The organism is Allobosea sp. (assembly GCF_030695125.1).
Classification (GTDB): domain Bacteria; phylum Pseudomonadota; class Alphaproteobacteria; order Rhizobiales; family Beijerinckiaceae; genus Allobosea.
Map to the genome: position 1 here is coordinate 78168 of NZ_JAUYTP010000067.1, position 23608 is coordinate 101775.

The following is a 23608-nucleotide window of genomic DNA, read 5'->3' on the forward strand; positions in this document are numbered from 1 at the left end:
TCTGGAATCAGGCCCACAGAAGGCCTGTTGCTCGATGGAGGAATCGATGTCGTATGTGTCGTCAGGTCGCGGTGTCAGCCGCCGCACTCTCATGCTCGGCGCCGCAGGCGTCATTGCCGCGCCCCATGTCATCCGGGACGCGGCCGCCCAGGGCAAAGCCGTCAATGTCGGCGTGATCCTGCCGCTTTCGGGCGCCAACGCCCAGTTCGGCGTGAATTCGCGCAACGGGATCGAGCTCGTCGCCGACGAGATCAACGCCGCTGGCGGCATCAAGTCGCTCGGCGGGGCCCGCATCAATCTCGTCATCGCAGATTCGACCTCGACACCGACGACGGCCGCCAATGTCGCCCAGCGCCTGCTGACGCAGAACGACGTCGTGGCCATCCTCGGCGCCTTCGCCTCGTCGCTCACCATCGCGATCTCCGAGGTCACGGAGCGACGCGGCGTGCCGCTCCTGACCATGTCGTTCTCGGACCAGATCACCGGGCGCGGCTTCGAGAACATCTTCCAGGTCGTCGCCAAGGCCTCAGTCATCGGCAAGGCGCAGTTCGACGGTACGGCCGCGATCGCCGCGAGCGCGGGCCAGAAGCTCGAGCGCATCGCCATCATGTATGAGGACACCGCCTATGGCACGTCGCAGGCCGCGGGCCTGCGCGAGGGCGCCAAGGCGGCCGGCGTCCAGATCGTCATGGACGACGCCTATCCGCTGGGCATCACCGACGTCACGCCGCTGATCAACAAGCTGCGCGCCTCGGGCGCCCAGGCGGTGTTCCCGGTCTCCTATCTCAACGATTCCCTGCAGATCATCCGCGCGATGCGCCAGCAGCGCATCACGATCCCGGCGATCGGCGGTGCGGCCGGCTACGTCATTCCCGATTTCGAGAAGGGACTCGGCGAATTCGCCGAGGGCGTCCTGTCGATCTCCCCGGCCAATTACGACCTCGCCCCGGACCTGACCGAGCGCTTTCGCAAGCGCTTCGGCTATTTCATGGTCCACGAGGCGCTGGAGCATGCCGTCTGCATGGATGTGCTCGCCCAGGCGATGGAGAAGGCCAAGTCCGCCAAGCCCGAGGATTTGCGCAAGGCACTGCAGGGCGCCCGCTTCGAGGGCGGCTGGACCAAGGCCATGACGGGCGGCGCCGTCCAGTTCGACAAGACCGGCCTCAACACGCTCTCCGTCCCCGTCATGGTCCAGTGGCGCAACAAGGAACTCGTCACCGTTTGGCCCGCCGACGTCGCCAAGGCCAAGGCGGTCTGGCCGGGCTGAGGCGACGTCCCGGCAGCGCGGCGAGAGGCGGAGAACGACGATATGGCGGTGGTTCAGGCCATCCTCGATGGATTGATGATCGGCGGGGTCTACGCCGTCATCTCGATCGGACTGACCCTGGTCTTCGGGGTGATGGGCATCGTGAATTTCGCGCAGGCGGAATTCCTGATGCTCGGCATGTTCGTCGCCTATTACGCCTGGGCCTGGCTCGGACTCGATCCGCTGCTGGCGGCGCCGCTCGCCTTCGTCGTGGTCTTCCTGCTCGGCGCCGCGATCCAGCGCGTGCTGATCCGGCGGGTGCTGAAGGCGCCGGAGGTGGCGCAGATCTTCCTGACGGTCGGCCTGCTGATCGTGCTGGAGAATGCCGCGCTGCTGATGTTCGGATCGGGCTTTCGCTCGGTTTCGACACCCTACCAGACGTCGTCGCTGCAGCTCGGACCGCTGTTCATCTCCGTGCCCTATCTCGCCGCCTTCGCGATGTCGGTGGCGTCGGGGCTGGCGCTGTGGCTGTTCCTCAAGTCGAGCTGGTTCGGCCGCGCCATGCGCGCGACCGCCCAAGACCCGATGGCCGCGCGGCTGATAGGGATCGACGCCGACCGCATGCACATGCTGGCCTTCGCGCTCGGCGTCGGGCTGACGGCCTTCGGCGGCGCCGTGATCCTGCCCTATCTGACGGCCTCGCCGACCGTCGGCACACAATTCGCCGTGCTGATGTTCACCGTCGTGGTGCTCGGCGGGCTGGGGTCGGTCGCCGGCGCTGTGGTCGGCGGGCTGGCTGTCGGCATCATCCAGTCGCTCTCGGCGCTGGTCTTTCCGATCCAGCTCCAGAACCTCGTCCTCTTCGTCGTCTTCATCGCGGTTCTGGCCTTCCGGCCCAAGGGCATGCTGGGGGCGGCGCGATGAGCGGCCTCTCGCCCCGGCACTGGGCCGGGCTCGCGCTGCTGGCGGCCTTCGCCATCGCCCTGCCCTTCGCCTTCGAGCCACGCGGCTACGGCATCCGCATCCTCTGTCTCGCGCTGCTCTTCGCCGCGATGGCTCAGTCGTGGAACATTGTCGCCGGGCTCGCCAACCAGATCTCGCTCGGCCATGCCGCCTTCTTCGGCATCGGCGCCTACACCTCGACGCTGCTGCTGATCCATTTCGGCATCACCCCCTGGCTGGGCATGTTTGCAGCCGCGGCTCTCGGCGGCGCCGCCGCGCTGCTGATCAGCCTGCCGACCATGCGCTTGCGCGGCCACTACTTCGCGCTGGCGACGCTCGCCTTCGGCGAGGTGATGCGGGTGATCGGCAACAGCTGGGGCGGGCTGACGGGCGGGCCGGTCGGCATTTCCGTGCCCTTTGCGCAGCCAAGCCTGGCGCTGATGCAGTTCCGCGAGACGCGCTCCTCCTACTGGCTGATGCTCGCGGCGCTCGTCCTGGTGACGCTCGTTTTTGTGGCAATCAAGCGCAGCCGACTTGGCTACCGGCTGCGCGCGATCAAGGAGAACGCCGACGCCGCCGAGGTCATCGGGGTCGACACCACCCGCACCAAGATCATCGCCGCGGTGATCTCGGGCGCGCTGACGGCGGCACTCGGCACGCTCTACGCGCAGTTCCAGTTCTTCTTCGATCCCGACACCGTCTTCGGCGTGGCCTCGGTGTCCGTGCGGATGGCGATGATCGCCATCGTCGGCGGCATCGGCACGGCAGCCGGCCCGATCCTCGGCGCGCTCTTCGTGATCCCGCTGGAGGAACTCGCCAATCAGGTCTTCTCGGCGCAGGCGGCCGGGCTGTCTCAGCTGGTCTTCGGTCTGCTGCTGATCCTGGTGATCCTGATCGAACCGCGTGGCTTCATGGCCATCGGCCCCCGGCTCCAGCGCCTGTTCGGCAAGGGAGATCGCCGATGAGCGCGCCGCTTCTCGAAGTGTCCGGTGTCGGCAAGCGTTTCGGTGGCCTGCAGGCGCTGTCGAATGTCTCGCTCTCGGTCGAGGCCGGTGAAATCGTCGGGCTGATCGGCCCCAACGGCGCCGGCAAGACAACGCTGTTTTCGACCCTTGTCGGTCTGCACCGGCCCGAAAGCGGGGCGATTCGGCTCGATGGCCGCGATCTCGTCGGCCTCAAGCCGCACAAGATCGCCGCCGCCGGGATGGTGAAAACCTTCCAGAACGTCGCGCTGTTTCTCGAGTCCTCGGTTCTCGACAATGTCCTGACCGGCGGGCTGATGCGCCATTCCATCCCGGACGCGCGCGCGCTGGCGCGACGCTGTCTGGAGCGCGTCGGGATCGCCGCGATCGCCGGCAAGCTCGCCCGCGATCTGTCCTTCCCGGAGCGGGCGCGAGTCGAGGTCGCGCGCGCGCTCTGCACCGAGCCGCGGGTGCTGCTGCTCGACGAGGCGATGGCGGCGCTCAACCATGCCGAGATGGACGCGTTCATGGCGCTGCTGCGGCAGCTGCGCGAGGAGGGGCTGACCCTGATCGTCGTCGAGCACCATATGCGCGCCATCATGTCGCTCTGCGACCGGCTCGTCGTGCTGAATTTCGGCCAGATGATCGCCACGGGCACGCCAGAGCAGATCGCGCGGGACCCGGCCGTCGTCGAAGCCTATCTCGGCCGCTCGGCCGCGTGAGGATGCCGGTGATGACGAACCCCTCCGCGCTGTTGTCGATCTCCGGCCTTCACGCCGGTTATGGCGCCATGGACGTGCTGCACGACGTTTCGATCGAGGTCGGCGCCGGCGAATTCGTCTGCGTCATCGGCGCCAATACCGCGGGCAAGAGCACGCTGCTGCGTACGGTGTCGGGCCTTGTCGCCGCCCGCGGCAGCATCCGCTTCGATGGCACGGAGCTCGTTGGCCGGCCTTCGCATGACATCCCCGCGCTCGGCATCGCCCATGTGCCCGAGGGCCGCCACGTCTTCCCCGAGATGACGGTCGAGGAGAACGTCATGCTCGGCGCCTATGCCGTGCGCTCCGCCAGCGATCTCGCCGCGCGCCGCGACCGGGTGCTGACGATGTTTCCGCGGCTGCGCGAGCGGCTGGGCCAGCTCGCGGGCACGCTCTCGGGCGGCGAGCAGCAGATGGTGGCGATCGGCCGGGCCCTGATGCTTCAGCCCCGGTTGCTGCTGCTGGACGAGCCGAGCCATGGCCTGGCGCCCAAGATCGTGGACGAGCTTCACGACACCTTCCTCGCCGTCAGCCGCACGGGGACGTCGATCTTGCTGGTCGAGCAGAACACCACGCTGGCGCTCTCGGTCGCCGGGCGCGGCTATGTGCTGGAAAGCGGCCGGGTCGTGCTCTCCGGCACCAGCGCGGAACTCTCCGGAAACGACGCCGTCCGCAGCGCCTATCTCGGGCTCTGACGGCCCCCTAACACACCACGAAAGGTCAGTCCGATGTCGCACAGCGATCAGTTCAACAAGGGTCTCGAAGTTCGCCGCAAGGTGCTGGGCGCGGACTATGTCGATGGCAGCCTGGCCAAGGCCGACGATTTCATGATGGCGTTCCAGAACATCACCACCGAATGGTGCTGGGGCTATGCCTGGACGCGGCCGGGCCTCGAGCACAAGACGCGCTCGATGCTCAACCTCGCCATGCTGACGGCGCTGGGCAAGCCGGCCGAGCTGAAGCTCCACGTCAAGGGCGCGCTCGCCAATGGCGTCACCGTCGACGAGATCAAGGAGATCCTGCTGCACGCCACGGTCTATTGCGGCATCCCGGCCGGCCTCGACGCGTTCAAGGCGGCCCATGAGGTGCTCAAGGCCGAGGGCGCCGTCCCCAACGACAAGTGAGGTGACGATGCCCGCCTGGGAGGTCTTCGCCCTGCGCTATGCCGTGCATGAGCGCCGGGCCTTCGAGAACTTCATCCGCGCGCCCGATCCGCACGACGCGCCCATGCCCATGGACTATTTCGTCTGGGTGGTGCGGCGCGGCCAGCGGGTCATCGTGGTCGATACGGGCTTCACCCCCGAGGGTGGGGCTAGGCGCGGACGCACGCTGATCAGGCCGGTCGAGGCCGCGCTGCGTCAGCTCGGCGTCGCGCCGGAGACGGTGGAGGACGTGGTCATCACGCATCTCCACTACGACCATGCCGGCAATCTCGATCTCTTCCCGAAGGCCCGCTTCCATCTCCAGGAGGCGGAGATGGGCTTCGCGACGGGCCGGCACATGTGCCAGGCCTGCATCCGCTACCCCTTCGACGTCGAGGACGTGGTAAGGATGGTGCGCGCCGTCTATGCCGACGGCGTGGTCTTCCACGACGGCGATGCCGAGCTGGACGAGGGCCTGAGCCTGCACAAGGTCGGCGGTCACAGCGCCGGCCTGCAGATGGTCCGCGTCGAGACCGCGCGCGGGCCGCTGGTGCTCGCCAGCGACGCCGCGCATTTCATGGCCAATATCGAGCGGCAGAACCCGTTCCCGATCTTCTTCGATCTCGGCGCGCTGGCGCAGGGCTGGCGCGCCGCCCGCCGCCTCGCCGGGGCGGAGGAGCGCATCATCGCCGGTCATGATCCGCTGGTGCGGGAGATTTATCCCGCCGTCGAAGGCTCGGACGGCGAGACGGTCGCGCTGCACTTGCCGCCGCTGCGCTGAAGCGCGGCAAGCCATCCCGGACCCACCCCGTCATTCCGGGGCGGCGCGAAGCGACGAGCCCGGAATCCATGAACACCCGCACGGACTGTTGAATTGGCGGGGGCGAACCTTCTTGTCAGCCGTCATGTTCATGGATTCCGGGCTCGGGCCTTTCGGCCCGCCCCGGAATGACGGTGTGGCTCACCCCTCAGATCAGCCGGCTAACCGACGCCCGACATGGGCCAGCGCCGCCAGCAGATGCGGGCGGAACAGGTCGGGGTGCTCGCACATCGGGAAATGGCCGAGCCCCTCCATGATGCGCAGATCGGCGCCCGGAATGAGCGCGGCGAGCTTGGCCCCGTCCTCGGGAGTCGCCGAATAATCATAGGTACCGCAGAGCAGCGAGACCGGCGTTCGCGCAGCGTCGATGCGTGGCGCGACCTCTGCGCCGTCGAACTCGTCGGAATAGAAGGCGAGGTCGCCGGCATAGATCTCGGGCGCGCCCTGCGAATAGATCCAGGCGGCCCGGCGCCGGCTGTCGAGCGGGCTTGTCGGGCTCATCAGCCCGCGGACGAAGGCGGCGTTGTGCAGCCCGGCATGGACGCCGACATGATGCTGGAACGGATTGCGCCGCCCCTTGGAGCGGAAGGGCGGCTCGATCGCGATGACGCCGGCGACGAGGTCAGGCCGCTCCGCCGCCAGCAGCAGGGCGAGCGCTGCGCCCATCGAGCCACCGGCCACGATCGCTTTCTCGCCGACGACCTGCTCGATGATCGCCGCGCACCAGCCGAGATAGCGCGCGCCCGAGAGCCGGTAGGGCTCGCCCTGCCAGCCTTCGGGCGGCATCGAGCGGCCATGGAAAGGCATGTCCGGCGCGATCAGGCGCCAGTCCGCGGCCAGCGCGATGTCGGCCAGCTGCCCGTGGAACTGGCGGCCGTCCGCGCCGGCCGTGTGCAGGAACAGGATCGATCGCCCGCTTCCGGCGCTCTCGACAAAAATCTCGGCCGCGCCCTCCGGCAGGACGACCTGCTGGTAGCGCCCTTCGATCTGGCTCATCCGCCGTTCGACGGAGGGCGCCTGCGCCACCGGCGACAAGACGACGAGCTCGAACAGCCGTTCGATCACGGCCCGCGCCTGCGCGATCACGAGCGGGTCGCCGGACAGGGTGAAGGCCGGGTTGGCGATGGCCAGCGCGGTGAAAGCCTGGAAACGCGGCGGCGGCGGCACGACCAGCAGCCTCGCCCAGTCCTCTTCGGCCGCCGACAGCACGATGTCCGGCGCCGCCGTGCCCTCGAAGACCACGGCGCCGTCGTCGAGCCGCAGCAGGATGTCGTCGCCGGCGCCTTCGATCCGCAACACCGCAACGAGGCCGGCCCCGAGCCGCCGCAGTTCGGCGTCCCCGGCTGCCGCGGCGATGCGCGCCCGCAGGCCCATCAGCCGCGCGTTCCGGCGGCCAGCGCCTTGAGATAGCGGTGGATCTCGGTGTGGTCGGCCTGCGCGCCGAGCCCGCCCTTGGCCGCCTCCCACAGCGCCGCGACCGACTGGATCTGCGGCAGCGGGAGATCGAGGTGATCGGCGAGATCGGCGGCGATGCGCAGATCCTTCGCCATCAGCGCCAGCGAGAAGCCCGAATTGAAGGCCTCGGAGATGACGAAGGGCTTCATCTTCACTTCGGTCGAGTTGTTACGCCCCGTGGAAGCGTTGAGCACATCGACGATCGTCTCCGGCGCGAGGCCGAAGCGGCCGCCGACAAGCAGGGCCTCGCAGGCCGCGACCAGTCCCGCCGCCGAGACATAGTTGTTCAGCGCCTTCATCGCATGGCCGGAGCCGATCGGCCCCGTCGCGAAGATCGACTTGCCCATCGCCGCAAGCACGGGCCGGGCGCGCTCGACCGCCTCGGCCGGCCCCCCGGCCATGATCGCCAGCGATCCGTCGATCGCGCGCTTGACGCCGCCCGAGACCGGCGCGTCGATCAGCACGAGCCCCAGCGGTTCCAGATCGGCGGCGAGACTGACCGTATCGGTCGGCGCCGACGAACTCATGTCGATCACCAGCGCGTCTTTCGCCAGGGCGCGCGCAGCGCCTGCCCCCAGCAGCGCATCGCGCACGATGGCGCCATTGGGCAGCATGGTGATCAGGATGTCGGCGCCATTGGCCGCCTCAGCGGCGCCCGCGAAAGTCGAGGCGCCCGCCTCGGCCAACGCCTGCCGCGGTGCCTCCGCCGGGTCAGCCCCGCGCACGGCGAAGCCCGCCTGGATCAGGCGTCGCGCCATCGGCAGGCCCATCTGGCCGAGACCGATGAAGGCGATGGTGGCGGGGGTGCCGGATGCGTCAGACATGCTTGTTTCCTCCAACGCGGCAACGGCGCCGCGTCGGGCGGATTTCTGATCCCTATCAGACAATCTGTCAATTCGCGGGGCGGCCGGGGCTCGGTTCCCGCGCCAGGACGGCGAGAGCGACCTTCGCCGCCATGGCGATGTGATGCTTGCAGGCCAGCTCGGCGCGGGCGCCGTCATGCGCGGCGATGGCGTCATAAATCGCCTCGATCTCGGCGACGCTGTCGGCGAGGCGGCCCTGCTGCGTCATCGAGGTGAAGCGCAGCAGGGTGATGCGATTGTGCAGCATCGTCAGCGACTGCTTGACGAAGACGTTGCCGGCGCCCTCCATCAGCACGCTGTAGAAGCGGGTCTTGGCGGCGACGAGCTGGGCACGGTCGCCGTTTTGCGCGGCGAGCCGGAAGCCGGCCACCGCCTGCTTCAGCTCCGCGACGGCCGCTTCGCTCCCCTGCTCCGCAAAAGCGCGACCCGCGAAGCCTTCCAGCAGCGCCCGCACGTCATAAAGCTGCCGGGCCTCGTCGAAGTTGATCGACGACACTTCGGGTCCGCGATGGGGAACCGTGACGACGAGGCCCTCGGCCTCGAGCTGGCGGAGCGCCTCGCGCACCGAGGTGCGGCCGACGCCGATCTGCTCGCAGAGCTCGCGCTCGACGAGGCGCTGGCCCGGGCGGAAATGCCCGGAGGCGATCGCTTCCCGGATCCGGTCCTCGACCAGGAGACGCAACGTGGCCGCCTGGCGCGGGATGCGGAGATTCGTTTCGGTCATGGACAAACACATTGCCGGCCCGATTGCCGCCGTCAATCTCGGCGCTTGACCTCCCGACTGGCAGATTGTCTGATAGCAGGCAATACACCAAGAGAATCCCGGAGGAATGATGAAAACGCTTCTGCTCGGCCTCGCGGCCGCTGCGGTGCTGGCTGTCGCGCCGTCCACGGCCCAGACCTATCCGAGCCGGCCCATCACCATGCTGGTGCCGTTCGCCGCGGGCGGCACCACCGACGTCCTGGCCCGCATCCTCGCCGAGGACATGGGGAAAACGCTCGGTCAGAACATCATCGTCGAGAATGTCGGCGGGGCTGGCGGCCGGAGCGGGACGGAGCGCGTCATCAGGGGCGAGCCGGATGGCTACACGATCCTGTTCGGCAATATGGGCCCCATGGCCGCCAGCAAGGCGCTGTTCAAGGACCAGCGCTATGATCCCCGCACGGACCTCGCGCCCATCGGCCTCGTCGCCGACGTGCCGATGGTGATCGCAGCCAGCAGGAAGAGCGGGGTCACGGACCTCAAAGCCTTCATGGCGAAGATCAAGACCGAAGGCGACAAGGTGACGTTCGGCACGGCCGGCTTTGGCGCGACGTCCGATCTCGCTCCCCGTCTCCTGCTGCATCTGACGGGACTGAAATCCACCGTCGTGCCCTACAAGGGCGCGGGGCCGGCGATCCAGGATCTGATCGGCGGCTTCGTCGACGGGGTCATCGACCAGACGGCGACCCTTCTGCCCCTGCACAGCGGCGGCTCGGTCACGGCGCTCGCCGTCACCGGCGACAGCCGCCTGCCCCAGGCGCCGGATGTGCCGACCTTCGCCGAAGCCGGATTTCCGGAGTTCGGCATGAAGGTCTGGAATGCGCTCGCGGTTCACAAGGACACCAGCCCCGCCGTCGTTGCGCGGCTGGTGGCGGCACTCGATACGAGCCTTTCGTCCGAATTCGTCGGCAAGCGGTTCGAAAGCCTGGCGGTACCCGTCCCGCCGGCCGCCATCCGCGGGCCGGGACATCTCGGCACGCTGGTGGCTGCGGAGGTGAGCCGCTGGGAGGCCGTCCTGAAAGACGTGCCGAAACAGTGACCATGGCTGGGCCTGCGCCAGAGGCTCGCTTGCGCCCACCGCGCTGGCAATCCGTCCGCTCCTCCTCTTAGGACGAGCAGGCGGAGCCTCGGGGGCGGCATCCGCCCCCTTGGTCGGTCACTGACCGCCGGCGGCTTTGGCCAGACCGGCGAGCGCGCCGGCCATCGCGGTCAGTGGCTCGTCCTGTCCGGTGATCTGATAGCGCTCCTTCAGCGCCGATGGCGGCGTATAGCCGATCATGACCTTCCCGGTCCCGTCCTGCCAGACCAGCATCTTCATCGGCAGTTCGATGGCGACCGATGGCTGGGCCAGCATCAACGGTGTGCCGAGGCGCGGATTCCCGAACATGATCACCTCGGTCGGCAGCATCTCCAGCCCGGCGGCCTTGGCCGCGGCAGCGTGGTCGATCCGCGCGGCGATGCGGATGCCGCGCTTCTCGAGTTCGGCCGCCAGCCGGTCCGAGGTCTCCTTCACGGCGAACCGACTTTCGACCGTGGCGAGGGGCTGCGACAGCGCCGTCGCGGTCGTTAGCAGCAGGGCGGCAAGACTCATGGCCAATGCGCGTGTCATCTGGTGAACTCCGACTGCGAGGTTTTGGGGATCAGGACTTCTTCACGCCGCAGGCCGCGCCGCCCAGGACACAGAAGGTCGCGCAGGAGCGATGGTTCAGCGGCACCGCGACCTCCGCCTGCTTCAGCGTGCGGCCAAGCTCGAACCGCTCGTCATAGGCGATCAGGGTGCAGGCCACGACCGCCGGCGCATCGGCGCCCTTGCGCCGAACGACCATTCGCGAGGTCGCGCACATGACGTCGTCCGGGCTCTTGTTCAGAATGCCCCAGCACGCCTCGGTGATCTCCGGCGGGTTGCCGTCGGGGGTCATCTCCGGAAAGATCACGAGTTGGACCGGGTCGTCGCAGTCGACCGCGATCGCCTCGCGATCGAACAGCTCGCGATAACCCGCACGCGCGACCGCCTCCGGCTCGCCGTCCAGATGCCGACCGGCGATCTCGATCTGGAATCCTTCCCGTGACAGGAAGCGCAGGCCCTCCATCGCCTTGGCGAAGGAGCCAACGCCCCGCTCCGCGTCGTGGATGGCGGCATGATGGCTGTCGAGCGAGACGCGAAAGCGCAGCAACCCGCCATGCGCCTCGCGCAGCCGCCTGAGGTGCTCCTGGCGCCGCATAATCGGCCGCATCGCATTGGTGAGCACGAGCGTCTCGAACCCGCGCTCCAGCGTCTCCGTCAGGATGGCGATCATGTCGCGGTTCATGAACGGTTCGCCGCCGGTGAAGCCGATCATCCGGACCGGCAGCCGCTCGACCCGCACTTCATCGAGATAGGTCGTGACATCGGCGAGCGAGAGGTAGACCAGCCGGTCGTTGCTGGGGGAACTCTCGATGTAACAGTTCTGGCAGGTGATGTTGCACAGCGTGCCCGTATTGAACCAGAGCGTCTCCAGCCGCTTGAGATGGACGCGCGCGCGCCGCTCGCCCTTGGCGGTCCGCACAGGATCGACAAACTTGGCCGTGATAAAGGTTGGCGCGTTCACAATCTGGCTCCGACGTAATTCATGTGAAGATACGCGCAAGGCGGCCGCTTCGTTACGGCGTCCCCGAACTTTTTGTCGTGACGCTCGGCGCGCAGCGCCTCGGCGGAGCGGAGGGCGGGCCGCCCCGGCTCGCCCGGCCCCACACGCCCGCCTCACGCAAAGCTGTTTTGCGGAGTGGCGCAGCCGCTTGTAACAAAACAGCAGTCCGGCCCGAATGAATGGATGAGGCGTGCACGAACGCAAGCCAGAACGCGAAGACGAATGGAGCCGCCTGATGCGACTGGCGCTCGATGGCGATCAGGTCGCCTACAAGACGCTGTTGGCCGCCCTCGTTCCGCATGTACGCGGCAGGGTGCGGCATGTTCTGGCGCGCTCGGGACGCGGGCAGGCGGAGGTCGAGGACATCGTCCAGGAGACGCTTCTCGCCGTCCATCTGAAGCGCGCGACCTGGGACTGGTCGATGCCGCTGACGCCCTGGCTGAACGCCGTGACGCGTCACAAGACGATCGACCTCCTGCGCCGCGTAGGCGCGCGCGGCGAGGTCGATCTCGACGACGCCGTCGAGACCCTCGCCGCGCCTGACGACGGCGGCGAGAGCCAGCTCGATGTGCAGCGCATGCTGTCGGTCCTCGACGGGCGCCAGCGTCAGATCGTGGAGCAGGTGTCGCTCGCCGGCCGGAGCGCAGCCGAGGTCGGCGGTCAACTCGGCATGAGCGAGGGTGCGGTGCGGGTCGCGCTGCATCGGGCCCTGAAACAGCTGGCCCGGACCTTCAAGGGGAGAGCCGATGCGGACTGACGACATGATCGACGTGCTGGTCCGGGATCTGCCGAACCAGCCGAAGCCCGTCAGCACGATCCTGCTGCGCTGGTGGCCGGCCGCGGCCGCGCTCACAGGCGCCGGCTTCCTTGCGCTCACCGGCGTGCGCCCCGATCTCGTCACGGCGGGCCTGGCGCCGACGCTGGTGAAGCTGATGCTCGGTGCGCTGATCGCCCTGACCGCGATCTTGGGCGCGCTCGATCTCTCGCGGCCGGAGGTGCAGGCTTCGGCAGCCTCGAAATGGCTCCTCGCCGTCGTCGGGTTCCTCGGCCTCGTCGTGGCGACCGATCTCCTGCGCCACGGTCTCGACGGCTGGTGGGCGCGGCTCTTCGGCAAGGGCATCGTCACCTGCCTCACGATCGTTCCGGCCCTGGCGGCCCTGCCGCTGATCGCCTGTCTCACGATACTCCGGCGCGGAGCCACGTCCGAGCCCATGGCCGCCGGCGCGCTGGCCGGCCTCGCCTCCGCCGGCCTCGCGATCCTCGCCTACGGCCTGTTCTGCAACGAGGACAGCCCGCTCTTCATCGCGACCTGGTACAGCCTCGCCGCCCTGATCGTCGGCCTGGCGGGGGCAGCGCTTGGCCGCGCCATGCTGCGGTGGTGACGCGCCGTCCTGCTGTCGCGCCCCTCTTCACGGAACGAGACATGACGGCGCGGCAGGAGCGATGCTCCGGCGAGGGTTAGCGCCGGAACGCTGAAAAGTGCTGCATGAAGCGTCTGTCGATCCAGTCCTTCCAGCGCCAGACCCACCGGCCTTCGACCGCAAACCAGCCGCTGCGGCCGGCGATGGCGGACCCGTCGCCGGTCATCAGGATCGTCAGATAGTTCCGGTCCGGCCGATGCGGCGCCAGCGCCTCGCCGCGCGCCCTGCGGCGCAGGTTTCCGGTGAGCGCCGCCCCCTGCCGGACGGCGAAGACACCGGCTTTCGGCGTCGGATCCTCGACGACGGTCGCGCAGTCACCGACAGCGAAGACCGCGGGATCATCGATGCAGGTCAAAGACCGCGTCGTCTGCACGAAGCCATGGCGGTCCGTGGGGAGCCCGGTCGTGGCAAGCCAGGAGGGAGCACGCGCCGCGGTCGACACGAGCACCGCATCGGCCGTGATGAAACGCTTGTCCTGCGCCCGCAGACCTTGCGCGTTGATCTCGACGACCCGGAAATCGTCCAGCAGGGTCACGCCATGACGGGCCAGCGCGGCTCTCGCCCGCCGGCGCACGCCGTCATTGAGCGTGGCGACGAGCCCGTTGCTCGCGGCGAGGCCGATCCAGAACGGCCGGCCCTTCGGATCGAGCCCCTTCAGCCGCGCCTTCAACGCCAGCGCAAGCTCCACCCCGGCCGCGCCCCCGCCGACCAGGACGATGCGGCGCGGTCCGTCGGGGCGGGCGGCCGCCTCCAGAAGCGCGTCCAGACGCGAGATGAAGCTGCTGATGGGCTTGACCGGGATGCCGTGCTCCTCGGCCCCGGCGATGCCCGACAGATCCGGCGTGATGCCGACATTGAGGGAGAGCGTGTCGTAGGGAACGCTGTCACCGTTCTCCGTGGTCACAGTCCGCCGGGCGCGGTCGATCGCGGCGGCCGCGGAGCGGACCAGCGTCACGCCGCAGACCTCGGCCAGCCGGCCGAGATCGATATGCATCTCGGCATGGCTGTAGAGCCCCGCGACATGACCGGGCAGCATGCCCGAATAGGGCGTCAGCAACCGGTCGGTCACCAGCGTGATCGTCATGCCGGGCTCGGGCCGCTGCGCCAGCGCGCGGATCACCTGCACATGGGCGTGCCCCCCGCCGACGAGAACGAGCCGGTGCCCGGTCATGGCCGCGCCTCCGCCATGCCGGCCAGAGCGGCGCGGGTGAACGCCGCCGCTTCGTCGCCGCTCGCCAGGCTGGCGCGCAGCCAGTCGAGATCGGCGGCCTCGTCGATGTCGCGTTGCGGCGGCAGCATCTGCACGTTCAGGCCGGCGGCGTCGGCGCGGTTCAGCGTCTCGCGTAGCACGCCCGAGGTGCTCCATGGCATCGGTGCGAAGAGGGAGCCTGCCGCCTGCAGCGAGCGCAGGCCGATCAGGCAATAGCCGCCATCGACGCTCGGGATGAGCACGATCCGGCGGTCATCGCCCTCGCGAAGGCTGCGCGCGGAGGCGGCGATGACCTCGCCGGTGATCAGCGGAACATCCGCGCCCATGATGATCGCGCCACCCGGGCAGCGCTGCAGCAGCCGGGCAAGGACGTCGCGCATCGTCGCACCGAGGTCGCCGGCGTCGGCGAAGTCCAGGGGCCATCCCGGCCCGAGGATCGCGCCGATCTCGGTCGCGGCATCGGCCGGGCGAAAAAACGCCGCGCGGTCGAGCCGCTGCAGGCGCGCCGCCGCGACGGCGGCCGCGGCGCAATCCTCGAGGAAGGCGCGCGCCAGGCGCGCCGCCCTGTCGGGACCAATGGCCGCGGCCAGCCGGGTCTTGGCCGCCCCGGGGCGCGGCGGCTTGCACATCAGGCCGAACCCGATCGGCGCCTCGCTCAGCATCACGGCGCCCCTTGACGCGTCGGGCGCAGGGCCTCGCGGCCGATGACCCAGAGAATCTTGACCCCCGCCCTGACCGCACCGCCGAGCGTTCCCGAGACCTTGGAGACCCCGATCCGGCGCCTGTAGTCGACAGGGATCTCGATCGTCCTGAGGCGCTTGCGCGCCGCCTTGATCTGCATCTCGACCGTCCAGCCGAAATTGAGGTCGGCCATCCCCAGCCGCTCGAACTCGCACCACGAGACAGCGCGGAACGGCCCGAGATCGGTGAAGCGCTCGCCCCAGACCAGCCGGATCAGCGAACAGGCGAGCCAGTTGCCGAAGACCTGCTGGGGCGTCAGCGCGCCGCTTTCGCGCCGCCCCAAGACGCGCGAACCCAGCGTGAAGTCGGCCCGTCCGTCGACGATGGGCTCGACGAGGCGGATCATGGCGGAGAGATCGTCGGCGGCGTCGCCGTCGACGAAAACGATGACATCGACGGGCGGCAACGCCGCGATCGCGGCCAGGCAGGCCCGGCCATAGCCGGGGCCGTCGACCTCGACCACGATGGCGCCGTGATCGCGCCCGATCTGGGCCGTCCCGTCGGTCGAGCGATGGTCGCCGATCGCGACCGCGTCGACGAAAGCGGGCATGGCCCGCAGCACCACGGGCAAGGCCTGCGCTTCGTTGCGGGTCGGTATGACCACGCCGATCCGTGCGTCCTTGAGGCTCATGCCGACGCTCCGGCGGCTGACGACCGGCGGATCAGGAGAGCAACCAGCAGCGCCGGTACGAGATGCAGGAAGGCGAGGCCGTAGCCATGCAGGTCACGCAGGCCGGCCGCCGCGAGCGGAAAGAACAGGTAGTAGACCGGCAGCCCGATCGACGCGGCCACGAATGGCCATGCCCCGCTGGCCGACGCCAGCGGCAGGAACCAGGCGGCATACCAGGGGAACTGGGCCGGCGAGAGGTAGAACAGGGCGGCCGCGAGGATCGCAGCGCGGGCGACCAGGGACTCCAGGCCTGCGGATCGGGGCGCCGCGACCGCGAGGCTCGCGGCTCCCGCCGTCAGGACGACCAGAGCGCGCAGCAGAACCTCGCCCGTGCCCGGCCCGACAAGCTGGAGGAAGAGATAGGAGGCCCAGGCGTAAGGCGCATTGTTGACGGACCAACCGCCGGCATAGGCCGTCAGCCCTGCATGGGCGGAGAGACTGGCCCAGAACAGCGGTGCGCAGAGGGCCAGGGTCGTCGCTCCGAGCGCCAGCGTGAAGACCGCCAGCGCCCGACGGTCGGGCCACAGCGCCCGCGCGACCAGCGGCGCGAGCAGGATCGGCCACAGCTTGACGCCCGCCGCGATCCCGAGGCCGAGGCCCGCCCATGCGGCCGCGCGACGATGGGCGGCGATCAGCGCGGCGAGGATCGGGAGCGCAAGCACGGCATCGACATGGGCCTGCCCGGTCAGGCAGAAGGCCATCAGCGGATTGCACCAGACGAGCGCGACCAGCAGCGGCGAGCGCCCGGTCGAAACCAGAACCCGCCAGATCAGAACCGCCGCCAGCGCCTCCGTGCCGAAGAACACGACGCGCAGCCCGTCCAGGCTCCAGGGCGCGATCAGGTGGGCCAGCGCGAACGCCGCTTGCGCCCCGCCCGGATACATCGAGCGCAACTCGGGGAAATTGATCGACGTGATCGCAGCCCGCCCCGCCCCGACCAGTGGCGCCAGGGCTCCCTCCGCTCCCTGCAGCAGCGCCTCGGGAGCGTGGGCATAGGAGCTCAGGCCATGCGCCACCATAGCTCCGTCGAGCAGATAGCGGAAATGATCGTCCTCCAGCATCGGCCCCGCGCCGAAATAGGGCACGCGCATCAGGACGCCGGCTGCCGCGATGGCAAGGCCGAGTACCAGGCCGGTTGGCATGTCGCGCGCCCGCCAGACCGCCCAGAGCAGCCCCGCGGACGACAGGGACAGCATGAGGCCAAGCGACAGCGCGACCGGCCAGGCATCTCGCCGTGAGCCGGGCGCCGCGCCCCAGACCATCGCGATCACCGTCTGCATCATGATGCAGACGCCGAGCATGGCGAGCAGCGTCGATCCGCGGCGATCCCAGGCGGATCGACCGGCCACGGAGGCGTCCGGACCCGTTGCGGCCGTCAACGGCGTGTCGTCCTGGCCAGCAACTGGCCCCAGTTTTCGTCAAAGTGATGCGCCTCGCCGGGCCCCTCGCCCTTCACCAGGGCGCGGCCATCCGCCGTCCAACGAAAAATCCCGCCGCGCAGATTGTAGACGCCCGCGCTGGCGTGGGGGGCGATCTGCTTCAGCGTTGCCGTCATCATCTGCGAGGATCGTACGCCGACGGCGCAGTAGAACACGACCGGCCCATCGTCGAGCCGATCGCGGTGAAGGCTGAGGATTTCGGCGGCCGAGCTGCCGGGTTCGATCCGGATCGCGCCCGGCAGGTGGCCGGCATCGAACTCCTCCTGCGTGCGCACGTCGAACAGCGTCGCCTCGCCGCGCCCCAGCATGGCGGCCAGGCCCGCGGGTGCGACGTCCGGAACGGGATGGCGCCGGGCCACCTCTCGCTCGACATCATCCAGCGATACGCGCGGATCGGTCGGATCGAGCGTCCAGGGAGCCAGCCGAGGCTGGGTCGTCACGACAAAGATGGCTGCGCCCGCCACCAGGACCGCAGCCGTCACGGCTCCGGCCAGCAGCCGTCTCGTGTTCAGGCGTGGCGTCATGGACCGGACCGTCATCTGCGGGCTCAGCCGCGCGGCGCCGGGACGGGGCGGAGCCCGTTCAACGACCAGTCATAGTCGTCGTCGGCGATCCGCGGCGAGCCGGTGAGGCGCTGGGCCAGCGCCGGCTCGGCATATTGGCGGAAATGCGCGATCAGCCCGGCGTCATTGCCGCCGAAATCCGCGATGAACCATTTGTAGATCGACGAGACCCGGAGCGCGCCATCGGCCAGCACCGTGACGCCCCGCGGATGGTTGACGAAGGCGCGCGCCGCGGCATCCAGATCGGCCTCCAGCGTCGCGGCGCGCCAGACCCGGTTCATCAGGTTGGGGCAGCCATAGGAGGCGCAATTGACGATGTAATGTACCCGCGGGTCCTTGAAGGTCGGGCGCATGATCTCGTGCTCGATGTCGTCGAGCGACAGCCGCCTGCCCTCCACGGTCACGCGCGGCTGGCGCCAGGGACCCGTATAGGCTTTCGGATCGAGCCAGTTGTCGCTCTTGATGTCGCGGATCGAGGCGACCGGGTAGCGGTCGAGGATGACCTTCAGCGTCACCGCATTGTAGAGGTTGCCCCAGAAGGAGAAGGCGTCGGCCCGGGCCATGGCGGAGGGCTTCAGCCGCGAAAGCTCGGTGATGTAGCCGTCCAGCGCGGTGCGATCGGCCGAATTGGCCCGCCAGCCGGCATAGTCGACTCGGTTGACGCCGTCAGGGCTGGCGCTGACATAGCGCGTCAGGAGCCGGTCATACACGGCGTCGGCATCCCCCGCCTGGGCCCATGCCGGGCCCGCGAGGGCCATGAGGCCGAGGCCGAGCGTGGCGCGCCGGGTCAGCCCGTGAGATCGGATGTCGACGGTCATCATGGCTCTCCTTACGGATGGACGCAGGCGGACGTTACGCCCCGGTCTGGTTTTCTCGGGCCGCGAGGCGCTTCCTGATCGGGATCGCGGCCAGCGACAGCGCAGCGAGCCCCACGAGGCCGCCGATGATCTGTGGCGTGAGGATGGAGCCGGGCGAGACCGCGCCGCCCTGGTCGAGAACCGAGCCGAGCCCCGCGCCCGCCAGCGAGAACACCGCCGTCCCCGGCATGATCCCGAAGAATGTGGTCAGCACATAGGTCGCGAGCGGCACGCCGACAAAGGCCGGCACCAGATTGACCAGAAAGAACGGGAACAGCGGCACCAGCCTCAGCACGAGCAGATAGGAGGCGGCGTTCTGGCGGATGCCCTCCGCCAGCCTGGCGGCCGGCGCACCGAACCGGTCGAGCGCATTCTCGCCGAAGAGGGTCTTGGCGAACAGGAAGATCAGCGTCGCCCCGATCGTGGCACCGATCACGGTCAGCAGCGTGCCGAACACCGCTCCGAACAGAAACCCTCCCGACAACGTCAGGAAGATCGCGCCGGGCATCGAGAAGGCGACAGCGGCGACATAGACGGCGACATAGGCAAGCGCGGCGACCAGGTGGTTCGCCTCGACCCAGTTCGTCAGCGTCACGCGATGGGTCCTGAGCGTGTCCAGCGAGAGATAGCTCGCAACCCCCGTCTGCCGGACGATGAGGATCAGGGCGAGCGCGGCCAGGGCGAGCCAGAGGCGCCGATCGGTGAGAAGGCGGTTCATCATGGGCTGTCTCTCCGGATCAGCGCAGGAAACGCTGGACGAAACCGACGATGCGGCGCGTGGTGGAGCCGAAGAGCTTCGGCGTGTAGTAACTGCCGGCGGCGCGCTTCGAGATCTCCGACAGCGTCGGATAGGGCAGCACGGCGCTCGCCACGGCCCCGATCCGGAGGCGGGACGAGATGGCCAGGGCCCAGGTGCCGATCAGTTCTCCCGCGCGCGGCCCGACGATCGTGGCGCCGAGGATTCGGCCCTTGCGACCCAGCACGACCTTGGCCAGCCCCTCGGTGGCACGCTCCGCCTGGGCCCGGTCATTGAGCGCGAAGGACCAGGTCAGGATCTGGACGTCATGGCCGCCCTTGCGCGCCTCCGCCTCGGTGAGGCCGGCATGGGCGAGTTCGGGGTCGGCGTAGGTTACCCAGGGCAAGGCCGTGTAGTCGACCTTGGCGGGCAAGCCGAACAGGGCGTTCCGGATGACGATGCCGGCATGATAGCCCGCGATATGAGTGAATTGCGGGCCGCCCGAAACGTCGCCGATGGCGAAGATCCGGCGATTGCTGGTGAGAAGGCGCGCGTCGACCGTAATCCCCTTCGGCGTGAAAGCGACACCGGCCGCGTCGAGGGCGAGGTTTTCGACGTTCGGGCGCCGGCCCGCCGCGATGAGCAGGTGGCTGCCCGCGACGCTGCGTCCGACCGCGCTGTCGCCATCGAGCGTGACCGTCACGACCGCGCCGTCGCGCCTGACTTCGCTGATGCCGACCTTCTCGAGCAGCGTCACGCCGTCCCGGAGGAGCGCGGCGCGGACGACCTCGACAGCCTCCGGCTCATCCCTGGCGAGGATGCCGAACTTCTCGATCACCGTCACCCGCGAACCCAGACGACGGAAGGACTGCGCCATCTCGATCCCGATGGGTCCGCCACCGACGACGATGAGATGCTCGGGACGCTCCCGCAGCTCGAAGACGCTCTCATTGGTGAGATAGCCGGCGTCAGACAGGCCGGGGATCGGCGGCACGGCGGCGCGCGAGCCGGTCGCGATCACGAAGCGGCGCGCCGCGATCGTTTCCCCGCCGGCCTCGACCGTATCCCGGTCGAGGAAGCGCGCCGCCGCCTTGATGACATGGACGCCGAGCTGTTCAAACCGCTCGACGCTGTCATGCGGCGCGATCGCCCCGATCACGCCATGCACATGGGCGTGAACCTCTTCGAAGCGAATCTCGGGCTCGGCGGCATGAACGCCGAAGCGCCAGCCGTCACGCACGGCATGGGCGGCATGGGCCGCGGCGATCAGCGCCTTGGAGGGCACGCAGCCGGTGTTGAGGCAATCGCCGCCCATCTCGCCCTTTTCGATCAGGACGACCGAAGCGCCCATCTGCACGGCGCCGGCCGCGACCGACAGCCCGCCAGAGCCCGCACCGATGATGCAGAGGTCGGCTTTCAGGACTCCGTCCTGCCGCAAGGGGCGCTTCGGCGGGAGCGAGGGAGGTGCAGGATCGGCCATGGGGGTCGCTTCGGGACGGAGGCTTTGGGTTCGACAGCGTGTTCGCGCCGCAGCCGCGCAACGTTACGCGGTTCACGGTTTCGTGTGGCGTCCGCCATGGTTTCAGCCCTGTGCGGCAGATCGCTCGGTAGATTTTCTCACGTCAACAAGATGTGAATTGCGCGAGGCCGTCTTCCGGCAATGGTCTGGTGATCATCAGGACCATAGCCCATGGACCATTCGTCACCACGCCTCAATCGCCGACAACTCATGGCCGCCGGTGCGAGCGTTGCGGCAGCATGGCCCTTACCCATCCGCGCGGACGAGATCAGGCGATACCATTCCGACTATTTTTCCTTCGTCGGCGCGGATGCGCAGGGTGCAGTCTATCTGGCGCACGACAACAACCGTGGCCAGACGGGGGACCGGTTCTTCGCGGATCATTGGATCATGATGTATGCGCAAGGCGAAGGCGTCGTGCCCATCGTCGGCAGCGCGCATTATCCCAATCCGGGCAAGATCCTGGAGACCATCCCCGACTCCGCGCATTTCCAGTTTCGCGGCACGGTCGGCGGCGGCATGCGGATGGTGAGCGCCGTCAACGACATCGACATGGCGGTGGAGGGGCTGACGCCGATCCTCCGACGCCAGACGCCGGGCAACGACTACTGGATCGGTGCTGCGTCTGCGACGCTGCGCTGGAAGGGGCGCCAGCTTGCCGGCCGGGTCATCTTCGAATTCATCGCGCGGACGGGTTACAACCGCTTCACCAGCGATTTCGGGGCGAACTGGAGCAATTTCAACGGCCTTTACCTCCTGACGGAGGATGGCCGCGATCTGTATCTGCGCTATCACGAGCGCGTCCAGCCGGGCACGCCGCGGGAGAGCGGCATGGCCACCTTCGACGGCGACGGCACGCTGTCGGACATCGCATTCGCCATTGACGAGAGCCGCCCGACACCGGACCGAACCTATCGCTGGCCCACGCGCTGGCAGGCCGGGTTCAGCCATCGCGGCACACGCTGGACGCTTCACGCTACGACGGATGCGCTCGAGGAGGTGGCCGACTGGAAGAGCGGGGGTTTCGCCATGTCGGTGATCAGCGGCGAGGTGGTGCGGGCCGACGGTTCCGGCCGCCGCCGCTTCAAGGGCTGGGCCGAGCTGCTGATCTGAAGGGCTCGCCTGCTTGTTTCGTGAGGTTGACCTGACCCCTGTGCTTGCCGGATCAGGGGGCGCGGCAGGTGCAGGGCGCGCGCCCATCACTCTGCGAGCGTTGTAACGAGACGATGTGCGGCGTCGTATCAAAGGGCCCTCGTCGGGCGTTGCGGACATCGACATTGGGTGCTGGTCTATGATGCACGATACCGTGACACTGGATGTCCGTCCGCCCGAACCGCGCGCCGAGGGCGCGCTCGTCTCGGTGGTCATCCCATTGGCCGAGCATGAGGCCATTCCCGAAGCGCTGCTCGCAATGCTTCCCAAAACCTTCGAGATCGTTCTCGCCCGCGGCGGAAGCCGCGCCTCCAGCATGAACCATGCGGCCTCGGTCGCCCAAGGTCGCCATCTCTGGTTCGTGCATGCCGACACGACTCTCGGCGCCGACGCCGTGCCGCGGCTGCTGGAGCGGCTGCAGGAGCCGCGCGCCGCGGTGCGCTATTTCGACCTGCGGTTCGACGGCGGCGCCCTGATGCGTCTCACCGAAGGCGGAGTCAGCTTCCGCTCACGGGTGATCGGCCTGCCCTTCGGTGATCAGGCGCTTTGCCTCCCTGCCGAGATGTTTCACGCCCTCGGTGGTTACGACGAGACCGCAGCCCATGGCGAGGACCACCAGCTGGTCCGCGACGCGCGGCGCGCAGGCCTGGCGATTCAGCCGGTCGGCGCGACGATCACGACCAGCGCCAGGAAGTATCGCGACAAGGGCTGGTTCCGGACCACCTTCCTGCATTTGAGACTCACCCTGCTGCAGAGCCTGCGGGCGTCCTGAAACCGGTCAGACCGCCTGGAGCGCCCGGGCGGGCTGGCGCGCCGGCCAGAGCGTCGACGCCTCCGTGATCGGCCGTCCCGTCTCGGCGCATTCGCGCTCGGGCAGGACGTCGAGACTGGGCCAGAGCCCGGTCGCGAGCGCCTTGCGGTAGCTTTCCGGAAGCCCAGCGCTGCGCATGGCCGCCTGTGCGCCTTCATGGTCATAGGACAGCGCCCGGTGCTCGATGGCGAGCCCGGCCTCGGTCTCCCGGACGATGCTGAACCAGACACGCGGCGTGCCGTCATTGGCCGGCATCCCGATGACGCCCGGGTTGTGCCAAAGTCGCCCTCCGAGCAATTGGGTGAACGGCAGGCCCGAATGGCCGCCGACGGCGCCATCGCCGCCGAGGGCGTCGAGACTGCGGCGCTTCTCGCCCTCGGGCGTGCCCGCGAAAATGAAGCTGTTGATGGAGTGGGCCGAGCCGTGGATCGCCGCGAGGCTCCGCCCGCCGATCCGCAGGTCGACGCGGCCCGGCAATGAGGCCAGCCATCGACGCTGGTCGGGCCTGACGACACTGTCGGCGAAGGCGTACCAGGCGGCCGATAATCTGGCGCAGGCGCTGTCAGGCTCGAACCCGCAGCCGCAGTCGCTCGCGCTCGCGCCCAGCTGCTCGTCGCAATTGCCACCGACGACGGCCATGCCGCTGTCGCGGATCAGATCGATCGTCTCGACCGGATTGCCGCAATAGGCCACGAGATCGCCCGTGCAGAGCATCCTGTCCGGGGCGATGTCCAGCCGCCTGGCCTCCGCCAGCAGTGCCTGCGTGGCCTGCAGGTTTCCATAGGGGCCGCCGAAGAGCAGCCATGTCCGATCGCGCGTCATGTCATCCCTGTCCGTCACGATCCGATATTCGCTCCACCGCCGCGTAACGTTACAGGCCCCGCGCCCGTAACGTCTCTGTGCCCGCCAGG

Annotated in this window: 26 protein-coding genes; 12 read left to right on the top strand and 14 right to left on the bottom strand. The window is 68.8% G+C overall.

Going from position 1 to position 23608, the window contains the following annotated elements:
- Positions 1-46 precede the first annotated feature (46 nt).
- The 7 genes from Q8S38_RS19405 to Q8S38_RS19435 are packed head-to-tail and all read left to right on the top strand — an operon-like array spanning position 47 to position 5831.
- Positions 47-1267 (top strand): ABC transporter substrate-binding protein, encoded by a 1221-nt coding sequence (locus tag Q8S38_RS19405; RefSeq protein WP_305681981.1) that lies wholly within the window; start codon positions 47-49, stop codon positions 1265-1267.
- A 42-nt stretch (positions 1268-1309) separates the two neighbouring features.
- Entirely contained in the window at positions 1310-2170 is an 861-nt protein-coding gene (locus tag Q8S38_RS19410; RefSeq protein ID WP_305681982.1) for a branched-chain amino acid ABC transporter permease, read from the top strand.
- Positions 2167-3153, top strand: coding sequence for a branched-chain amino acid ABC transporter permease (locus tag Q8S38_RS19415; RefSeq protein WP_305681983.1), 987 nt, complete (start codon positions 2167-2169; stop codon positions 3151-3153). Before Q8S38_RS19410 ends, Q8S38_RS19415 begins: the two co-directional genes overlap by 4 nt.
- A complete protein-coding gene (locus Q8S38_RS19420) occupies positions 3150-3872 on the top strand; it encodes an ABC transporter ATP-binding protein (protein WP_305681984.1) in 723 nt (240 codons plus the stop codon). Before Q8S38_RS19415 ends, Q8S38_RS19420 begins: the two co-directional genes overlap by 4 nt.
- Before the next feature lie 29 nt (positions 3873-3901).
- Positions 3902-4603, top strand: coding sequence for an ABC transporter ATP-binding protein (locus Q8S38_RS19425; protein WP_371125924.1), 702 nt, complete (start codon positions 3902-3904; stop codon positions 4601-4603).
- Positions 4604-4636: 33 nt separating this feature from the next.
- Entirely contained in the window at positions 4637-5032 is a 396-nt protein-coding gene (locus Q8S38_RS19430; RefSeq protein WP_305681986.1) for a carboxymuconolactone decarboxylase family protein, read from the top strand.
- A 7-nt stretch (positions 5033-5039) separates the two neighbouring features.
- The gene (locus Q8S38_RS19435; RefSeq protein ID WP_305682039.1) at positions 5040-5831 is read left to right on the top strand and encodes an N-acyl homoserine lactonase family protein; all 792 of its coding nucleotides are present in this window, start codon (positions 5040-5042) and stop codon (positions 5829-5831) included.
- Positions 5832-6023: 192 nt separating this feature from the next.
- Here Q8S38_RS19435 and Q8S38_RS19440 read toward each other — a convergent pair whose 3' ends face one another.
- From Q8S38_RS19440 to Q8S38_RS19450, 3 genes are all read right to left on the bottom strand, one after another.
- The gene (locus Q8S38_RS19440) at positions 6024-7244 is read right to left on the bottom strand and encodes an alpha/beta fold hydrolase (RefSeq protein ID WP_305681987.1); all 1221 of its coding nucleotides are present in this window, start codon (positions 7242-7244) and stop codon (positions 6024-6026) included.
- Complete coding sequence (locus tag Q8S38_RS19445) at positions 7244-8149, bottom strand: NAD(P)-dependent oxidoreductase (protein ID WP_305681988.1); 906 nt, start codon at positions 8147-8149, stop codon at positions 7244-7246. The genes Q8S38_RS19440 and Q8S38_RS19445 overlap by 1 nt, the downstream gene beginning before the upstream one ends.
- A 67-nt stretch (positions 8150-8216) precedes the next feature.
- Positions 8217-8912: a GntR family transcriptional regulator gene (locus Q8S38_RS19450; RefSeq protein WP_305681989.1), complete on the bottom strand. Its 696-nt coding sequence runs from the start codon at positions 8910-8912 to the stop codon at positions 8217-8219.
- A gap of 109 nt (positions 8913-9021) precedes the next feature.
- Here Q8S38_RS19450 and Q8S38_RS19455 point away from each other — a divergent pair, with 109 nt between their 5' ends.
- Entirely contained in the window at positions 9022-9990 is a 969-nt protein-coding gene (locus Q8S38_RS19455; RefSeq protein WP_305681990.1) for a tripartite tricarboxylate transporter substrate-binding protein, read from the top strand.
- Positions 9991-10107: 117 nt separating this feature from the next.
- Here the strand turns inward: Q8S38_RS19455 and Q8S38_RS19460 are convergent, their stop codons facing one another.
- Both Q8S38_RS19460 and Q8S38_RS19465 read right to left on the bottom strand, forming a co-directional pair.
- Positions 10108-10560: a DUF302 domain-containing protein gene (locus Q8S38_RS19460; RefSeq protein WP_305681991.1), complete on the bottom strand. Its 453-nt coding sequence runs from the start codon at positions 10558-10560 to the stop codon at positions 10108-10110.
- A 31-nt stretch (positions 10561-10591) separates the two neighbouring features.
- Positions 10592-11539, bottom strand: a complete 948-nt coding sequence (locus Q8S38_RS19465) for a radical SAM protein (RefSeq protein WP_305681992.1) — start codon at positions 11537-11539, stop codon at positions 10592-10594.
- A 229-nt stretch (positions 11540-11768) separates the two neighbouring features.
- On the opposite strand from Q8S38_RS19465, the gene Q8S38_RS19470 reads away from it, so the two are divergent.
- The gene (locus tag Q8S38_RS19470) at positions 11769-12335 is read left to right on the top strand and encodes a sigma-70 family RNA polymerase sigma factor (protein WP_305681993.1); all 567 of its coding nucleotides are present in this window, start codon (positions 11769-11771) and stop codon (positions 12333-12335) included.
- Entirely contained in the window at positions 12325-12960 is a 636-nt protein-coding gene (locus Q8S38_RS19475; RefSeq protein WP_305681994.1) for a DUF1109 domain-containing protein, read from the top strand. Before Q8S38_RS19470 ends, Q8S38_RS19475 begins: the two co-directional genes overlap by 11 nt.
- Positions 12961-13036: 76 nt before the next feature.
- Here the strand turns inward: Q8S38_RS19475 and Q8S38_RS19480 are convergent, their stop codons facing one another.
- Genes Q8S38_RS19480 through Q8S38_RS19515 form a run of 8 tightly spaced genes read right to left on the bottom strand, consistent with a single transcriptional unit; the run spans position 13037 to position 20695 of the window.
- The gene (locus Q8S38_RS19480) at positions 13037-14170 is read right to left on the bottom strand and encodes an FAD-dependent oxidoreductase (protein WP_305681995.1); all 1134 of its coding nucleotides are present in this window, start codon (positions 14168-14170) and stop codon (positions 13037-13039) included.
- Positions 14167-14871, bottom strand: a complete 705-nt coding sequence (locus Q8S38_RS19485; RefSeq protein WP_305681996.1) for a TIGR04282 family arsenosugar biosynthesis glycosyltransferase — start codon at positions 14869-14871, stop codon at positions 14167-14169. The genes Q8S38_RS19480 and Q8S38_RS19485 overlap by 4 nt, the downstream gene beginning before the upstream one ends.
- Positions 14871-15581 (bottom strand): glycosyltransferase family 2 protein, encoded by a 711-nt coding sequence (locus tag Q8S38_RS19490; protein ID WP_305681997.1) that lies wholly within the window; start codon positions 15579-15581, stop codon positions 14871-14873. The genes Q8S38_RS19485 and Q8S38_RS19490 overlap by 1 nt, the downstream gene beginning before the upstream one ends.
- Positions 15578-16969 (bottom strand): glycosyltransferase 87 family protein, encoded by a 1392-nt coding sequence (locus tag Q8S38_RS19495; protein ID WP_305681998.1) that lies wholly within the window; start codon positions 16967-16969, stop codon positions 15578-15580. Before Q8S38_RS19495 ends, Q8S38_RS19490 begins: the two co-directional genes overlap by 4 nt.
- Before the next feature lie 26 nt (positions 16970-16995).
- Positions 16996-17583 carry a rhodanese-like domain-containing protein gene (locus tag Q8S38_RS19500; protein ID WP_305681999.1) on the bottom strand — a complete coding sequence of 196 codons (588 nt, stop codon included), beginning with the start codon at positions 17581-17583 and terminating at the stop codon, positions 16996-16998.
- Positions 17584-17606: 23 nt separating this feature from the next.
- On the bottom strand, positions 17607-18440 hold the full coding sequence (locus Q8S38_RS19505; protein ID WP_305682000.1) for a DUF547 domain-containing protein: 834 nt from the start codon (positions 18438-18440) through the stop codon (positions 17607-17609).
- A 34-nt stretch (positions 18441-18474) separates the two neighbouring features.
- Positions 18475-19200: a TVP38/TMEM64 family protein gene (locus Q8S38_RS19510; protein WP_305682001.1), complete on the bottom strand. Its 726-nt coding sequence runs from the start codon at positions 19198-19200 to the stop codon at positions 18475-18477.
- Between the two features lie 16 nt (positions 19201-19216).
- The gene (locus Q8S38_RS19515; protein WP_305682002.1) at positions 19217-20695 is read right to left on the bottom strand and encodes a dihydrolipoyl dehydrogenase family protein; all 1479 of its coding nucleotides are present in this window, start codon (positions 20693-20695) and stop codon (positions 19217-19219) included.
- A gap of 429 nt (positions 20696-21124) precedes the next feature.
- Here Q8S38_RS19515 and Q8S38_RS19520 point away from each other — a divergent pair, with 429 nt between their 5' ends.
- Both Q8S38_RS19520 and Q8S38_RS19525 read left to right on the top strand, forming a co-directional pair.
- Positions 21125-21847, top strand: coding sequence for a hypothetical protein (locus Q8S38_RS19520; RefSeq protein WP_305682003.1), 723 nt, complete (start codon positions 21125-21127; stop codon positions 21845-21847).
- 178 nt (positions 21848-22025) lie between these two features.
- Positions 22026-22658 carry a glycosyltransferase gene (locus tag Q8S38_RS19525; RefSeq protein ID WP_305682004.1) on the top strand — a complete coding sequence of 211 codons (633 nt, stop codon included), beginning with the start codon at positions 22026-22028 and terminating at the stop codon, positions 22656-22658.
- A 6-nt stretch (positions 22659-22664) separates the two neighbouring features.
- On the opposite strand, the gene Q8S38_RS19530 is transcribed toward Q8S38_RS19525, so the two are convergent.
- Complete coding sequence (locus Q8S38_RS19530; protein WP_305682005.1) at positions 22665-23519, bottom strand: metallophosphoesterase family protein; 855 nt, start codon at positions 23517-23519, stop codon at positions 22665-22667.
- Positions 23520-23608: the final 89 nt, after the last annotated feature.

Coding starts and splice junctions, on each gene's coding strand:
- Q8S38_RS19405 (WP_305681981.1), top strand. CDS start 47: ATGTCGTATGTGTCGTCAGGTCGCGGTGTCAGCCGCCGCACTCTCATG.
- Q8S38_RS19410 (WP_305681982.1), top strand. CDS start 1,310: ATGGCGGTGGTTCAGGCCATCCTCGATGGATTGATGATCGGCGGGGTC.
- Q8S38_RS19415 (WP_305681983.1), top strand. CDS start 2,167: ATGAGCGGCCTCTCGCCCCGGCACTGGGCCGGGCTCGCGCTGCTGGCG.
- Q8S38_RS19420 (WP_305681984.1), top strand. CDS start 3,150: ATGAGCGCGCCGCTTCTCGAAGTGTCCGGTGTCGGCAAGCGTTTCGGT.
- Q8S38_RS19430 (WP_305681986.1), top strand. CDS start 4,637: ATGTCGCACAGCGATCAGTTCAACAAGGGTCTCGAAGTTCGCCGCAAG.
- Q8S38_RS19435 (WP_305682039.1), top strand. CDS start 5,040: ATGCCCGCCTGGGAGGTCTTCGCCCTGCGCTATGCCGTGCATGAGCGC.
- Q8S38_RS19440 (WP_305681987.1), bottom strand. CDS start 7,244: ATGGGCCTGCGGGCGCGCATCGCCGCGGCAGCCGGGGACGCCGAACTG.
- Q8S38_RS19445 (WP_305681988.1), bottom strand. CDS start 8,149: ATGTCTGACGCATCCGGCACCCCCGCCACCATCGCCTTCATCGGTCTC.
- Q8S38_RS19450 (WP_305681989.1), bottom strand. CDS start 8,912: ATGACCGAAACGAATCTCCGCATCCCGCGCCAGGCGGCCACGTTGCGT.
- Q8S38_RS19455 (WP_305681990.1), top strand. CDS start 9,022: ATGAAAACGCTTCTGCTCGGCCTCGCGGCCGCTGCGGTGCTGGCTGTC.
- Q8S38_RS19460 (WP_305681991.1), bottom strand. CDS start 10,560: ATGACACGCGCATTGGCCATGAGTCTTGCCGCCCTGCTGCTAACGACC.
- Q8S38_RS19475 (WP_305681994.1), top strand. CDS start 12,325: ATGCGGACTGACGACATGATCGACGTGCTGGTCCGGGATCTGCCGAAC.
- Q8S38_RS19480 (WP_305681995.1), bottom strand. CDS start 14,170: ATGACCGGGCACCGGCTCGTTCTCGTCGGCGGGGGGCACGCCCATGTG.
- Q8S38_RS19485 (WP_305681996.1), bottom strand. CDS start 14,871: ATGCTGAGCGAGGCGCCGATCGGGTTCGGCCTGATGTGCAAGCCGCCG.
- Q8S38_RS19490 (WP_305681997.1), bottom strand. CDS start 15,581: ATGAGCCTCAAGGACGCACGGATCGGCGTGGTCATACCGACCCGCAAC.
- Q8S38_RS19500 (WP_305681999.1), bottom strand. CDS start 17,583: ATGACGCCACGCCTGAACACGAGACGGCTGCTGGCCGGAGCCGTGACG.
- Q8S38_RS19505 (WP_305682000.1), bottom strand. CDS start 18,440: ATGACCGTCGACATCCGATCTCACGGGCTGACCCGGCGCGCCACGCTC.
- Q8S38_RS19510 (WP_305682001.1), bottom strand. CDS start 19,200: ATGATGAACCGCCTTCTCACCGATCGGCGCCTCTGGCTCGCCCTGGCC.
- Q8S38_RS19515 (WP_305682002.1), bottom strand. CDS start 20,695: ATGGCCGATCCTGCACCTCCCTCGCTCCCGCCGAAGCGCCCCTTGCGG.
- Q8S38_RS19520 (WP_305682003.1), top strand. CDS start 21,125: ATGATGTATGCGCAAGGCGAAGGCGTCGTGCCCATCGTCGGCAGCGCG.
- Q8S38_RS19525 (WP_305682004.1), top strand. CDS start 22,026: ATGATGCACGATACCGTGACACTGGATGTCCGTCCGCCCGAACCGCGC.
- Q8S38_RS19530 (WP_305682005.1), bottom strand. CDS start 23,519: ATGACGCGCGATCGGACATGGCTGCTCTTCGGCGGCCCCTATGGAAAC.